The organism is Citrobacter sp. CRE-46 (genome assembly GCF_059615875.1).
The window spans coordinates 3,268,181-3,282,832 of sequence record NZ_CM184341.1 but is presented as its reverse complement, the minus strand read 5'-3'; the positions used below and the strand labels follow the sequence as shown (position 1 = coordinate 3,282,832).

The window sequence follows — 14,652 nt, the reverse complement described above, 5'->3', positions numbered from 1 at the left end:
AGGAGCACATATGTGCGAACATCACCATGCCGCGAAGCATATTTTGTGTTCGCAGTGTGACATGCTGGTGGCGTTACCGCGCCTTGAGCATGGTCAGAAAGCGGCATGTCCACGATGTGGCACTACGTTAACGGTTGAGTGGGACGCGCCGAGGCAGCGTCCTACTGCCTATGTTTTAGCAGCGCTGTTCATGCTGCTTTTATCAAACCTCTTCCCTTTTGTGAATATGAACGTCGCAGGGGTAAGCAGCGAAGTGACGTTGCTGGAAATCCCCAGCGTGCTCTTCTCTGAAGATTACGCCAGCCTCGGCACGTTTTTTTTATTATTCGTCCAGTTGGTTCCCGCGTTTTGTTTACTGACTATTCTGCTGCTGGTGAACCGTGCCGAAATGCCTGGCTGGCTAAAGGCCAGGCTTGCGCGCGTCCTGTTCCAGTTGAAAAGCTGGGGGATGGCGGAAATCTTCCTCGCCGGAGTGCTGGTCAGTTTCGTTAAGCTAATGGCTTATGGTGATATCGGCGTGGGCAGCAGTTTCATCCCATGGTGCTTCTTTTGTGTACTACAGCTACGGGCGTTTCAGTGCGTTGACCGCCGTTGGCTGTGGGATGATATTGCGCCAATGCCTGTCATTAACCAGGAATTAAAGCCAGGCGTGCCCGGCATCCGGCAGGGGTTGCGTTCTTGTTCCTGCTGCACCGCGATTCTTCCCGCTGACGAACGGGTGTGCCCGCGCTGCGAGACGAAAGGCTACGTGCGTCGCAAAAACAGTCTGCAATGGACGATGGCGTTATTGTTCACGTCAATCATGCTTTATCTTCCTGCCAACATCCTGCCGATCATGATTACTGATTTGCTCGGATCCAAATTGCCGTCAACGATTCTTGAAGGCGTGGTTTTGATTTGGAGTGAGGGCTCTTATCCGGTGGCGGCGGTTATCTTTATCGCCAGTATTATGGTGCCGACGTTGAAAATGATTGCCATTGCCTGGCTATGTTGGGAGGCCAGGGTCACGGCAAACGTGACAGTGAACGTATGCACTTGATTTATGAAGTGGTGGAATTTGTCGGTCGCTGGTCAATGATCGACGTTTTTGTGATTGCGGTACTCTCTGCGCTGGTGCGCATGGGAGGGTTAATGAACATTTATCCTGCAATGGGTGCTTTGATGTTTGCTTTAGTCGTCATTATGACAATGTTTTCTGCGATGACATTTGATCCGCGTCTGTCGTGGGACCGTGAACCAGAACCAGATCATGAGGAGTCCTGACAGCATGGAATCTAAAAGTGGGGAAGCCAAAGTGCAGAAGGTGAAAAACTGGTCGCCCGTGTGGATATTCCCGATCGTTACTGCGCTTATTGGCGCATGGGTTCTGTTTTATCATTACAGCCATCAGGGGCCGGAAGTCACGCTGATTACCACCAATGCCGAAGGGATTGAAGGAGGCAAAACGACGATTAAAAGCCGCAGCGTGGATGTCGGCATCGTCGAGAGCGCGACTCTGACGGATGATTTGACCCATGTGGAGATTAAAGCTCGTCTTAACTCCGGAATGGAAAAGCTGCTGCATAAAGACTCTGTTTTTTGGGTGGTGAAGCCGCAGGTTGGTCGTGAAGGTATCAGCGGTCTGGGCACGCTATTGTCCGGGGCATATATTGAACTGCAGCCCGGCAATAAAGGTAATAAGCTGGAAAATTACCAACTACTGGACTCACCGCCGCTGGCACCGCCAGATGCGAAAGGGATCCGCGTGATACTGGACAGTAAAAAAGCCGGGCAGTTAAGCCCGGGCGATCCGGTATTGTTCCGTGGATATCGTGTGGGGTCGGTTGAGACCAGCACCTTCGATGCGCAAAAGCGTACTATCAGCTACCAGCTTTTCATTAATGCGCCTAACGATCGTCTGGTGACCAGCAATGTGCGTTTCTGGAAAGACAGTGGGATCGCCGTGGATCTTACCTCCGCAGGTATGCGTGTGGAAATGGGATCGCTCTCCACGTTGTTTGGCGGTGGCGTAAGTTTTGATGTGCCAGAAGGTTTAGAACAAGGTGAGCCGGTTGGGCAACAGTCCGCGTTTAATCTTTATGACGATCAAAAAAGTATTCAGGATTCCCTGTATACCGATCATATTGACTACCTGATGTTCTTTAAGGATTCGATTCGTGGCCTGCAGCCAGGCGCGCCGCTGGAATTCCGCGGCATTCGTCTGGGGACGGTGAGTAAAGTCCCTTTCTTCTCACCGAACATGCGTCAGGTATTTAACAATGATTACCGCATTCCGGTGTTGGTACGCATCGAGCCTGAGCGCCTGAAAGCACAGCTGGGCGAGGACACTGATGTTGGCGCTCATCTGGAGCAATTGCTCAAACGCGGATTACGCGCATCGCTGAAAACCGGGAATCTGGTGACCGGCGCGCTGTATGTCGATCTCGACTTCTACCCGAAAGAACCACCGATTAGCGGTGTACGAGAATTTAATGGTTATCAGATTATCCCGACGGTGAGTGGCGGTTTAGCGCAGATCCAGCAGCGCCTGATGGAAGCGCTGGATAAGATTAATAATCTGCCGTTGAACCCGATGATTGAGCAGGCGACCAATACGTTGTCAGAAAGCCAGCGTACGATGAAGCATCTGCAAACCACGCTGGATAATATGAATAAGATCACATCCAGCCAGTCAATGCAGGATCTTCCGGCGGATATGCAAAATACGTTGCGTGAACTTAATCGTAGCATGCAGGGCTTCCAGCCGGGCTCGGCAGCCTACAACAAGATGGTGGCGGATATGCAGCGTCTTGATCAGGTACTGCGCGAACTGCAACCGGTACTGAAAACGTTGAACGATAAGAGCAATGCGCTGGTATTTGAAGCGAAGGACAAAAAAGATCCAGAGCCGAAGAGGGCGAAACAATGAAAAAGTGGCTAGTGGTGATGATGGCGGTCTGGCTGACGTCATGCAGCTCCAGCGGAGAAAATAAAAGCTATTACCAGCTTCCTATCGCGCAAGGGGGCGTCCAAAGCTCCGCCAACCAGGGTAACCGGCTGCTGTGGGTTGAGCAGATTGCGGTGCCGGACTATCTGGCGGGTAATGGGGTGGTTTACCAGACCAGCGATGTGCAATATGTGATAGCGAATAATAATCTCTGGGCCAGTCCTTTAGATCAGCAATTGCGCAATACGCTGGTGACGAACCTCAGTATGCAATTACCTGGCTGGGTTGTCGCTTCGCAGCCGCTGGGAAGCACGCAGGACACGCTGAACGTCACTGTGACCGGCTTCCACGGTAGGTACGATGGGAAGGTTATTGTCAGCGGCGAATGGTTACTGAATCACCAGGGGCAGTTGATCAAGCGTCCGTTCCACATCGAAGCAGTGCAGACCAGGGACGGCTACGATGAGATGGTGAAGGTTCTCGCCAGCGCCTGGAGTCAGGAAGCGACGGCCATAGCTCAAGAGCTGAAACGCATCCCTTAAGCTTAAATAATTGTAAATTATGCCGCCCCTGGTTCACCGCCCGGGGCGGTTTTTTTTATTTTTTAGCCGCGGAGATAACTGTTCTGTCTGATTTTTTTTGTACAAATGATTTCGCGGGTAGCTCACAAATATGACACTGGCGTGAATTTTGCGCATTGACGAGCCTGATGTTTAGGGGTATTGGTTTAGTGTGATTGCACACTTAGTAATCACTGTTTTCTTTTCCACCAGAACTAAAGATGAGGGAAACGAGGCATGAAGAGACAAAAACGAGATCGCCTGGAACGGGCACATCAACGTGGATATCAGGCCGGCATTGCCGGACGCTCAAAAGAAATGTGTCCCTATCAGGCGCTGAATCAGAGATCATACTGGCTGGGAGGCTGGCGAGAAGCCATGGGGGATAGGGTTTTAATGGCCTGATTCTGTCTCTTTAGATAAAAGAAACCTCCGCAGAGCGGAGGTTTCGCCTTTTTGCAGACCGGATAAGGCGTTTACGCTGTCATCCGACAACGAAGCAACGCTTGATCTCTGCGATTAGAACGCGGAAGTGTCCTGGAAAAGACCCACTTTCAGATCGTTTGCGGTGTAGATCAGACGACCATCAACCAGCACTTCGCCATCAGCCAGGCCCATGATCAGGCGACGGTTAACGATGCGTTTGAAGTGAATGCGGTAAGTGACTTTCTTCGCAGTCGGCAGAACCTGACCGGTGAATTTCACTTCGCCTACGCCCAGCGCGCGGCCTTTACCTTCGCCGCCCAGCCAGCCGAGATAGAATCCAACCAGCTGCCACATGGCATCCAGACCCAGGCAGCCTGGCATTACCGGATCGCCGATGAAGTGGCATCCGAAGAACCACAGGTCCGGGTTAATATCCAGTTCAGCTTCAACATAACCTTTGTCAAAGTTGCCACCGGTTTCGGTCATCTTAATGACACGGTCCATCATCAGCATGCTTGGTGCAGGCAGTTGCGGGCCTTTTGCGCCAAACAGCTCACCGCGACCAGAGGCAAGAAGGTCTTCTTTTGTATAGGATTCGCGTTTATCTACCATGTTCTCTGTAAGCCTTATTTTATTGAAGCACGCAGGATAGCTAACACGTGTACGCTGAACAAGTCCGATCAGTTCGGAATAATCCAGTTCAGCCAACGTAGCGGCCATGGAAAACGGTGACGGCCTTCCTGTTGCGTTGCTGTCGCAATACGTTCCTGGATGGTTTGCATCAGCGTTGTCTGGCCTTCGCCATCCCACACCAGATTTAGTAATAGCGGCAATGCATCGGTTACGTCGTCCACCGCCCAGATAGTGAATTTTTCTTCTTCTATGGCCTGTAGCAGTGCCGGTTGCAGGCTCAGGTGTCTGACATTAGCTGATGGAATGATAACGCCCTGAGTACCTGTCAGCTCACGCTGCTGGCAGATGGCGAAGAAACCTTCAATTTTCTCGTTAAGACCGCCGACAGGTTGCGCCCGACCAAATTGATCAACAGAACCCGTAATGGCGATGCTTTGATTCACAGGGACGTCGGCGAGGGCGCTAATCAATGCGCACAATTCCGCCATGGACGCGCTGTCACCATCAACTTCGCTGTATGATTGTTCAAAGGTCAGCGAGGCCGAGAAGGGAATTTGCTGCTCAAGCTGGAGTTCAGACATCAGGAACGCCTGCATAATCATCATCCCCTTGGCATGAATATTTCCTCCCAGCTCGGCTTTGCGCTCAATATCTGTGAATTCGCCATCGCCAATATGCACCACGCAACTGATACGTGATGGTTCTCCAAACGCGCGAGGATGACCCGGAAACTCAATGACCGACAGGGCGTTGATCTGACCAATTCGCTCGCCTTCCGTTTCGATAAGGATTTGCTCTTGCAGGATCTCATCCTGCATACGTTCGGCCAGGAATCCTTCCCGCCATTCGCGCTGCGCCAGCATCAGGCTGAACTGTTCCGCTGTGCAGGTTTCGCTCGCGCATAGCGGGGCCACTTCTTTGAACTGTCGGATGATCCACAAGGGGTTAAGCGGCAACGTATCCTGTTCGCCGGTATAGCGCACAGCTTCGCGGATTAGAACCTGCCAGGCATCAGGCGCGGGGTAGGGCAAATTGTTGCGCGTGGCGGTATGCGTTACCCACTGGCACCACTGTGTCATGGTTTCGGCATCGACTATCTGCAGGTTGTCTTCAAATTCGCTGTAGATGGCCTGCTCAGCCAGTTCTGGCTCCATGTCCTGAAAATCTGCCAGTGATTCACGCTCCCCGACTAAAATCACTTTCAGTTTAAGCGGCATAGGCGGAACGGAAACGGGCAATGGGCGAGACTCATCAAAAGCTACCCAGTCAAAGCGCTCGTGGCTGACAATGGCTTTCAGACGCATCCACAACAGCGGTTGGGCCAGCAGAGTGCGTAATGAGATAACCAACACCCCACCATTCGCCTGATGTACCAGACCTGGTTGCAGGGAAATATCGCCATTGAACTGACGCAGGCAGCCAAACAGTTGCTCGGCTTCAACCCAGTCAGCGTTGACCACCTGAGTTAGCGTCGCAAAATTGTCTTCTGCTTTTTCCGCTGTACGATAGCGGATAGTGTGACCAGAGATATCATAATGACCCCCAGTCAGGCGTCCTGCGTCCGTGTGCAGTGTATGTGCAGCAGTTGCAATAAGGTTAAGGTATTCAAGCTCTTCCGGTGCTTTTACCAGCATGAACGAGGACGTCGTCCAGTGCTGCAGAAGCTGCTCTAGCGCGAATTGTAAACGTGGCTGAGTATCACTAAGTAAGGTATCGGTGTCGTCAGTGACGTGCGGCTGTGCAAATACTTCCTGATAACTGTCGGTATCAGGAACCAGATCACGCCATGCAAGTTTCGTAATGGTCAAAGTTGATGTTTTTTAGTCTGTTGTTAAAAACGAGATTATACCGTAACCCTCATCACTACACACCTGGAAAGCACCGCGAAACGGAAGTGATGACGCGCGGCAGTTCACAGGCTGGATATTCTTTTCTTCAGTTGCTCAAAAAGCTGATATTCTGATAAGAGTTACACGGTAACATTGAGATCGCAATGAAATATCAACAACTTGAAAATCTTGAAAGCGGCTGGAAGTGGAAGTACCTGGTGAAGAAGCATCGTGAGGGGGAATTAATAACCCGTTACGTAGAGGCCAGCGCTGCCAAAGAAGCCGTTGATTTATTGCTAACCCTCGAAAATGAACCGGTTCGGGTCAATACCTGGATTGAAGAACACATGAACCCTGCGCTACTCAATCGTATGAAACAGACCATACGGGCGAGGCGCAAGCGGCATTTTAATGCTGAGCATCAGCATACACGAAAGAAATCTATCGATCTGGAATTCATGGTTTGGCAACGCTTAGCAGGCCTTGCCCAGCGGCGCAGTAAAACGCTTTCTGAAACCATTGTGCAACTGATTGAAGATGCGGAACATAAAGAGAAGTACGCGAATAAAATGTCAACCTTAAAACAGGATTTACAGGCACTGCTGGGAAAAGAGTAGTGGCAGGGTGCTTTAATGGGTGACGTAGTCGTGTGCTTTGATTAAAACACAGATGAAAAAAAACCCCGCGATGCGGGGTTTTTTTATAAGACGATAACTTAAGCCTGAGGCTGAGTTACAACGTCTTTGATACCTTTAACTTCGATCTCAACACGACGATCCGGAGCCAGGCAGTCGATCAGTGCAGCGCGAGCTTTCACGTTGTCACAGGTGTTGCCAGTAACCGGGTTAGATTCGCCCATGCCACGTGCAGAGATTTTGTCAGAAGGAATACCTTTAGAGATCAGGTAATCAACAACGGACTGAGCACGTTTCTCGGACAGACCCTGGTTGTAAGCGTCAGAACCGATGCGGTCAGTGAAGCCCAGAACCACTACGGAACCGTCTTTCGGATCCAGGTTGCTCAGCTGGCTGTACATCTGGTCCAGAGCCTGCTGGCCTTCTGGTTTCAGAGTTGCTTTGTTGAAGTTGAACAGAACGTCAGACTTCAGAGTGAAGTGCTTGGTCTGTACTTCTGGAGCCGGAGCCGGAGCAACAACTACTGGAGCTGCTTCTTCCTGCTGGCCGAAACGATAAGAAACACCAACGCTTAACAGACCGTTATCCGGACGACCGCCAACGGTGTTCGCGTCACCGATGTTGTTGGTCCACTGGTATTCCAGACGGGTAGCGATTTCAGGAGTAATTGCATACTCTACGCCACCAGCGAATACTGGGGATACACCAGTGTCGTGGTCTTTGAAGCCGGTGTTGTTTTTAGCGTCTGCACGCCAAACCATACCACCCAGACGGGTATAAACGTCCAGATCGTCAGTGATTGGGTAACCCAGTTTAGCGGTCAGCTGAACGCCCTGAGCTTTGAAAGCGCCGTTGTTGTGAGTCTGGTCAGTGTAGCCTTTGTACGGCATACGGCCTAACCAGTCATAACCCATTTCGAAACCAACGTACGGGTTAACCTGATAACCACCGAACGCACCAGCACCCAGTTGGCTTTCGTGGGTAGGGCCGGCGTTGTTGATCTGGTTGTTGCCAATATCATGGTACTGAGACCAGCCCAGTTTAGCACCAGCGTACCAGGTGTTATCTTTCGGAGCGGCCTGCGCCACGGTAGCGAAACCAGCCAGTGCCACTGCAATTGCGATAGCTGTCTTTTTCATTTTTTGCGCCTCGTTATCATCCAAAATTCGCCATGAATATCTCCGAAGAGAGATAACACGGTTAAATCCTTCACCCGGGGACCAGTTCAATAGTTACTCTACCGATATCTGCGGCTTACGCCGAGCACCCCTGGCGATGTAAAGTCTACAACGTAGTTGAAAACTTACAAGTGTGAAGTCCGTCAGGCATATGAAAAAAAAAGGCTTGTATACATAATATTTAACATTTATTGATGTCTAAATGCACTGGAGATTTCCTGAAAACCGCTTGAGACAGGCGTTCGCACGAAAAACGCGTTAAAGCTCAAAGGCAAATTGAAGCATGAAAAAAAATTCCAGGATAAATCCTAATTTTACTCAATGATACAAATTCGAGTGAATTTTTAGCCCGGAATGCTGTCTCCCCGCAAGTGACTGTGCGCGAACAGGACGCATGATAAATCCCATAGCATTTCCTTCTTCAGCCGCTTTAACCAGTTCAGCGTGTTCGTCTTCCGTTAACTCTTCTCCCAGCCAGCCGATAACGACACTGTAATTACCTGTGCGCAGCGCACGGATCATCGATTCCAGCGTATTGCAGGGGGAGAGTTGGCGAATCTGCATCACTTTTGTCAATGGAAGCCCGGCTGACTGTACCCACTCCCGGCTTAATTTTTGCTGAGGCGTCAGCCACAACTGCCAGCGCGATTGCTGCCCTAATTGCTGCAGCAGGGGAAGCAGCAGTAGTTGCGTCATCATGGGCTGGTCCTCGCGATAGACCACTTCACTGATAAGCCCAGCGGTTGCGTTCTCTGATGAAACGCGCGCAATGTTGCTTGATGTGGAAGAGAACGACGAAGAACGATTTGCATAGCCTGAAGTGTACATAATCAATCCAGCCCTGTGAGTTACTGTATGGATATACAGTAACCCTGCTATCAACAAAGATCAACCTTATTTTCGGAAACAGGTTCGCAATTTTTAGTCGTAGTTACGGGAAAAATAAAATTCATCTTGCCCCGTGCGAATAAGTTGCCTATTTTCGTCATTAACGGATCTGTTATTGAAAATCATTTGCTTACGTTATGATTTAAAAGGATTTTTATGAAAGAACTTTCTTATGCAAAGATCTATAAATCACAAGAATATCTGGCGTCTCTGGGAACAATTCACTATCGCTCATTATTTGGCAGTTACAGTCTGACGGTTGGGGATACGGTCTTTGCTATGGTCGCCAACGGTGAGTTATATCTTCGGGCCTGCGAACAGAGCGTACAGTACTGTGTAAAAAATTCGCCTGTCTGGCTGACATTTATAAAGCGCGGGCGTCCGGTGGTACTCAACTACTATCAGGTGAATGATGCGCTGTGGCAAAACCAGCAGCAGTTGGTGTCGTTATCGCGGTACTCATTGGATGCTGCTGTTAAGGAAAAACAGAGTCGCTTTGCTCAACATCGTCTGCGGGAACTACCAAATATGACGTTTCATCTGGAGACCCTGCTAAATGAAGCAGGGATTAAAGATGAGGGAACATTGCGAACGTTGGGCGCCCAAATGTGCTGGCTGAAACTGCGGCAAAACAATCCAGCCCTGACGGTAAAAATACTTTATGCCCTTGAAGGTGCGGTCAGTGGCATGCATGAAGCTGCGCTCCCGGCGGTCCGTCGCCAGGAGCTGGTGGAGTGGGTCAGTTCTCTTACGCCGGAGCCGGGGTATTAGAAGGCAGCATGGCAATTTGCTGTTGTAATCGCCGGATTTCCGGTAGCAGGGCGATCAATAGCCCAACCTGCTGTATAACAAGCGGTTCTTTACTATCCGGACGTGGCTCAAGATGCTGAATTCGATGCTTCAGCCCCTCCAGCGCCTGGTAGACGCGCTGTTCGTCTGCGGGTTGATAGTGAAGCGCGTCATCAACGTAGCAGACGGCATCATCCAGTAATGCCAGAACTTCCGGGTTGGTTAACTGTTCGCGGTGTGCGCCAAGGGCGGAAATGTAACTGGTAAACGTATGATTGAGGCACAGCAAGCGAAATGCTGTTTCTCGCGTTTGGGCCGTGACATCCGGTTCACTCGACATGTTCGACACCACGGAGGCAAGCTCTGCATCACGATTGTGTGCGTCACGACGGGCGATACGGTATGCCATACGGTTATCACGACCCTGATGATATTGTTCGAGAATAGCATCGAGGTAACGACAGTTTGCGTCAGTGGCCCGCTCAATGACACGCGGCAGGTTACGAAAACGCCAGTCAGGCCAGATGAAACTCACGGCAGCCCATGCGATGGCACACCCTATCAGCGTATCGATAACGCGCGGCAGCGCAACTTCGAAACCTTCACCGAGCAGATTAAAGCACAGCAGTACCAGCAGCGTGATAAACATCGTGGCGTGCGCATACTGGACGTTGCGAAAGGCAAAAAACAGTACGCCAGTGATCACCAAAAGTATCAACTGACCTTCCAGAGAGGGAACGAACCACAGGATAGGTAAACCAATGGCGATTCCTACCAATGTACCGATAATCCTTAGCGCCAGGCGATGTCGGGTAGCGTTGTAGTTTGGCTGACAGACAAACAGACTGGTCAGCAGGATCCAGTATCCGTGGTTCATCCCGGTAATCTGGATAATGGCATAGCCGACACAAAGCACCAGCGACATGCGTACTGCATGGCGAAACAGGGCTGACTCAGGCGTAAAATTACGGCTCAGACGTAACCAGATATCGCTGAACCCATGCGGACTGTCATCGGCAAGCTGATTTTCAGACTCATTACGCGAGAGTACCTGAGCCTGTTCTGACTCGATGGTGGCCAGTTGGGCGTCGATAGCTCGCAGGTTTGAGAGTAAAAATCCCAGCGTGTTGAGCAGGTCTGCAGGCGCACCGTTCGCACGCATACGCTCCAGGGCGGCATCTATATGCGTGAAGACGCGCTCAAAGTGCGGATCGTGCTGGTAAGGCGTGCGTAATAAAATACAGCGGGACAACTGGGTGCAGGCTTGCCCCTGCATCGACATCAAGCGCTGGAAGCGAAACATCACGTCGCTGTGACGGAAATGGTCGCGTAGCGTTTGATACTGAATATGGGAGGAGCTGGCGCGTTCGTGAATATCCTGCGCTACAAAATAGTAATGTAGCGTGCGACGCGTTCCGCGCTGACCGCGGTCGCCGCGCAGGCGAGTCAGTAACGATACCTTTGTCTGGTTTAGCGTCGCCATCAATTGCCCATTAGCGAGGGCCAAATCATACAACGGCGCCTGGCTTTCATCTTCAATGTCGGGATCAAAAAGGCGTGATTTCAGTTCCAGGTAGTGCGCTAACTGTTCGTAGCTACGCGCCAGGTTGTCCTGCAGTGGGCGGATGGGGAACAGAAGATGCCCGGTCAGCGTCAGAAGGTTGTACCAGATAGCGCCAGCGAGCAACAGGATCGGCTGCTGATACCACTGATCGTAAAGCGACGTTCCCAGCATGGTATAAATGGCAATCAACAACGCACCAAAGGCGATGGTTGCATAGCGCTGGCCTAAGCCCCCCAGCAGAATGAAGCCGCTGGTGGAAAGCGTTAACCCAATGGCAAACAGCCATGGCCATGGGAAGAGCAGTTCTACGGAGGCCGAGGCAATAAAAAAGCAGATCAATGTAATGATCAAATTGCGCAGTCGGCCAGCGAGGCGATCGTCCAGATCGGTCAGCGCGGCAGCGACCATACCCAGCGTGAGCGGGATGGTCAGCTTAACATCGCCCAGCCACCAGGGTAGCGCTGTTGTGCCACAAAGCGCGATAAAAATTCTTACGTAGTACAGCCAGGTGCTGTTCCAGGTATAGCGTTTAAGCAGCGGACTTAACATAAAGGCCATCAGTCCTGATTATTCAAAGCGACGGCGCGCATTGGCTTCACGCGCAGCGCGGGCAACTTCGACTGAAACCACCCGACGCCCCACCGGCCAGAGCGCAATAGCGGCAATTTTAAAGTTCGCAATGCCCACCGGAATACCAATAATCGAAATGCACTGGGCAATGCCGGAGACAATGTGCATCAGGCACAGCCACCAACCGAAGAAAATCAGCCAGAAAATATTGAGCAATGTGCCACCGGTATTAAGAAGCACATTTTTCCCTGCCGGATTAAGTTCATCGACATGAATCGCTTCGTTGCCATAGGGAAATAGCGAGAGTCGGGTTATTTCCCAGCATGACCGGGTCAAGGGTAAAGTAAAAATAAGCACAATACTGACCAGCGTAGCTAATAACCAGGCTAAGGTGGTGGCGAACCCACCTAGCACAAAATTTAAAATATTCAGAACAGTACGCATAAACCCTCGATTAACTCTGGTTTTCTGTGAATTCGGCAATTGTAACGTTTTTTTGGGCTGGAGCACGTTTTCTCTGGCGGTTACACTGATATGCAAACCTCTTCGTGTGGATCCGCTTGAGTCTTATGGAACTGAAAGCAACTTCTCTTGGAAAACGTCTGGCGCAACACCCTTACGATCGGGCCGTTATTCTCAATGCCGGGATTAAAGTTTCCGGCGATCGTCACGAGTATCTTATTCCCTTCAACCAGTTATTGGCTATTCATTGCAAACGCGGCCTGGTGTGGGGAGAGCTGGAGTTTGTGCTTCCGGATGATAAGGTGGTACGGCTTCACGGCACAGAATGGGCGGAAACCCAACGCTTCCATCACCATTTAAATACGCTCTGGCAGCAGTGGAGCCAGGAAATGAGTGAGGTGGCTGCTGGAGTGTTACAGCAACAATTGGATGCGATTGCGGCCCGGACAAGTGAAAATAAATGGCTGACACGTAGCCAAACCTCAGGATTGCAACAGCAGATCCTCCGTGCCTTTGCGGCGTTGCCGCTACCGGTGAAGCGGCTGGAAGAATTTGAAAATTGTCGTGAAGCGTTACGCCAATGCCAGGCATGGTTGCAGGATATTGAGGCCTGTCGTTTACAGCACAATCAGGCCTATACCGATGCGATGCTGGCAGAGCATGCCGAGTTTTTCCAGCACATTGAATCTTCGCCGCTGAACCCTGCCCAAGCGCGCGCGGTGGTAAATGGTGAGCAAGCCTTACTGGTACTTGCCGGGGCGGGAAGCGGCAAAACATCGGTTCTGGTTGCCCGTGCGGGCTGGCTGTTGGCGCGAGGCGAGGCGGCGGCAGAACAAATTCTGTTGCTGGCGTTCGGTCGTAAAGCGGCTCAGGAGATGGATGACCGCATCCGTGAACGTCTGCATACGGATGAGGTCACCGCGCGGACGTTTCATTCACTGGCGCTGCATATCATTTCGCAGGGCAGCAAAAAAGTTCCGACGGTTAGCAAGCTGGAAAATGACGCCGTTGCGCGCAGCAAACTCTTCATTACTACCTGGCGTCAGCAGTGCAGCGAGAAAAAAGCGCAGGCTAAAGGTTGGCGACAATGGTTAGAAGAAGAGATGCAGTGGTCTGTACCCGAAGGTAACTTCTGGGACGACGAAAAGTTTCAGCGGCGTTTGGCCTCCCGGCTCGATCGCTGGGTTAGCCTGATGCGTATGCATGGCGGAGCGCAGGCGGAGATGATTGCCAATGCTCCGGAGGAGATCCGCGACCTGTTCAGTAAACGCATAAAGCTCATGGCGCCCCTGCTCAAAGCCTGGAAGAGCGCCCTGAAGGACGAGAATGCCGTCGATTTTTCCGGGTTAATCCATCAGGCCATTGTTATTCTGGAAAAAGGGCGGTTTATCAGTCCCTGGAAGCATATTCTGGTCGATGAATTTCAGGATATTTCTCCTCAGCGTGCCGCCTTGTTGGCCGCGCTACGCAAGCAAAACTCGCAGACTACGCTGTTTGCCGTAGGCGATGACTGGCAGGCCATTTACCGGTTTAGCGGGGCGCAACTTTCGCTGACCACAGCATTCCAGCAAAACTTTGGCGAGGGCGATCGCTGTAATCTGGATACGACTTACCGTTTCAATAGCCGTATTGGTGAAGTCGCAAATCAGTTTATTCAACAGAATCCCCACCAGCTTACGAAACCGCTCAACAGCCTGATGACAGGGGATAAAAAAGCCGTCACCTTGCTTGATGAAAACCAGTTGGATCTGTTGCTGGATAAACTGTCGGGTTTTGTGAAAACAGAAGAGAGAATTCTGGTCCTGGCGCGATACCATCATCTGAAACCGGCCAGTCTGGAGAAAGCGGCTACCCGCTGGCCTAAGCTACAGCTGGATTTTATGACTATCCATGCCAGTAAAGGACAGCAAGCGGACTACGTTATTGTCGTCGGTCTTCATGAGGGTAATGATGGCTTTCCTGCGCCAGCCCGCGAGTCGATTATGGAAGAGGCGCTGCTCCCGGCGGTTGAAGATTTTCCGGATGCCGAAGAGCGAAGGTTGCTGTATGTGGCACTAACGCGCGCACGTCACCGGGTGTGGTTGCTGTTCAATAAAGAAACACCATCGTGTTTTGTTGATGAGCTTAAGCGACTGGATGTCCCGGTGACGAGGAAACCCTGAAACGCAGGCGGTAGTTGCCGCCTGCCTGGG

The 14,652-nt window shown here is 51.2% G+C and carries 12 protein-coding genes and 1 pseudogene; 7 read left to right on the top strand and 6 right to left on the bottom strand.

What is annotated here, in order from left to right:
• Positions 1-10: 10 nt before the first annotated feature.
• The 4 genes and pseudogenes from pqiA (at position 11) to rmf (ending at position 3,891) form a co-directional block, all read left to right on the top strand.
• Positions 11-1,263 (top strand): annotated as a pseudogene (pqiA, locus tag AC534G_RS16075) (membrane integrity-associated transporter subunit PqiA).
• Between the two features lie 4 nt (positions 1,264-1,267).
• Positions 1,268-2,908, top strand: coding sequence for an intermembrane transport protein PqiB (gene pqiB, locus AC534G_RS16070; protein WP_038639416.1), 1,641 nt, complete (start codon positions 1,268-1,270; stop codon positions 2,906-2,908).
• On the top strand, positions 2,905-3,468 hold the full coding sequence (pqiC, locus tag AC534G_RS16065; RefSeq protein WP_038639420.1) for a membrane integrity-associated transporter subunit PqiC: 564 nt from the start codon (positions 2,905-2,907) through the stop codon (positions 3,466-3,468). Before pqiB ends, pqiC begins: the two co-directional genes overlap by 4 nt.
• Positions 3,469-3,723: 255 nt before the next feature.
• Positions 3,724-3,891 carry a ribosome modulation factor gene (rmf, locus tag AC534G_RS16060; protein ID WP_071888121.1) on the top strand — a complete coding sequence of 56 codons (168 nt, stop codon included), beginning with the start codon at positions 3,724-3,726 and terminating at the stop codon, positions 3,889-3,891.
• 114 nt (positions 3,892-4,005) lie between these two features.
• Here the strand turns inward: rmf and fabA are convergent, their stop codons facing one another.
• On the bottom strand, positions 4,006-4,524 hold the full coding sequence (gene fabA, locus AC534G_RS16055; protein ID WP_003035875.1) for a bifunctional 3-hydroxydecanoyl-ACP dehydratase/trans-2-decenoyl-ACP isomerase: 519 nt from the start codon (positions 4,522-4,524) through the stop codon (positions 4,006-4,008).
• A gap of 68 nt (positions 4,525-4,592) precedes the next feature.
• The gene (locus AC534G_RS16050) at positions 4,593-6,353 is read right to left on the bottom strand and encodes an AAA family ATPase (protein ID WP_038639423.1); all 1,761 of its coding nucleotides are present in this window, start codon (positions 6,351-6,353) and stop codon (positions 4,593-4,595) included.
• Between the two features lie 185 nt (positions 6,354-6,538).
• Here AC534G_RS16050 and matP point away from each other — a divergent pair, with 185 nt between their 5' ends.
• A complete protein-coding gene (gene matP / locus AC534G_RS16045; protein WP_038639426.1) occupies positions 6,539-6,991 on the top strand; it encodes a macrodomain Ter protein MatP in 453 nt (150 codons plus the stop codon).
• Positions 6,992-7,089: 98 nt separating this feature from the next.
• Here the strand turns inward: matP and ompA are convergent, their stop codons facing one another.
• Together ompA and sulA are read right to left on the bottom strand one after the other, a co-directional pair.
• Positions 7,090-8,148, bottom strand: coding sequence for a porin OmpA (ompA, locus tag AC534G_RS16040; RefSeq protein WP_038639429.1), 1,059 nt, complete (start codon positions 8,146-8,148; stop codon positions 7,090-7,092).
• A gap of 357 nt (positions 8,149-8,505) precedes the next feature.
• Positions 8,506-9,015: an SOS-induced cell division inhibitor SulA gene (sulA, locus tag AC534G_RS16035; RefSeq protein WP_038639432.1), complete on the bottom strand. Its 510-nt coding sequence runs from the start codon at positions 9,013-9,015 to the stop codon at positions 8,506-8,508.
• Between the two features lie 216 nt (positions 9,016-9,231).
• On the opposite strand from sulA, the gene AC534G_RS16030 reads away from it, so the two are divergent.
• A complete protein-coding gene (locus AC534G_RS16030; RefSeq protein WP_038639434.1) occupies positions 9,232-9,846 on the top strand; it encodes a TfoX/Sxy family DNA transformation protein in 615 nt (204 codons plus the stop codon).
• On the opposite strand, the gene yccS is transcribed toward AC534G_RS16030, so the two are convergent.
• On the bottom strand, positions 9,824-11,977 hold the full coding sequence (yccS, locus tag AC534G_RS16025; protein WP_110498840.1) for a YccS family putative transporter: 2,154 nt from the start codon (positions 11,975-11,977) through the stop codon (positions 9,824-9,826). The two genes, AC534G_RS16030 and yccS, sit on opposite strands and share 23 nt — an antisense overlap.
• An 18-nt stretch (positions 11,978-11,995) precedes the next feature.
• Entirely contained in the window at positions 11,996-12,442 is a 447-nt protein-coding gene (locus AC534G_RS16020) for a YccF domain-containing protein (RefSeq protein WP_038639436.1), read from the bottom strand.
• Positions 12,443-12,567: 125 nt separating this feature from the next.
• On the opposite strand from AC534G_RS16020, the gene helD reads away from it, so the two are divergent.
• The gene (gene helD, locus AC534G_RS16015; RefSeq protein WP_110498489.1) at positions 12,568-14,622 is read left to right on the top strand and encodes a DNA helicase IV; all 2,055 of its coding nucleotides are present in this window, start codon (positions 12,568-12,570) and stop codon (positions 14,620-14,622) included.
• The last annotated feature ends 30 nt before the right edge of the window (positions 14,623-14,652 follow it).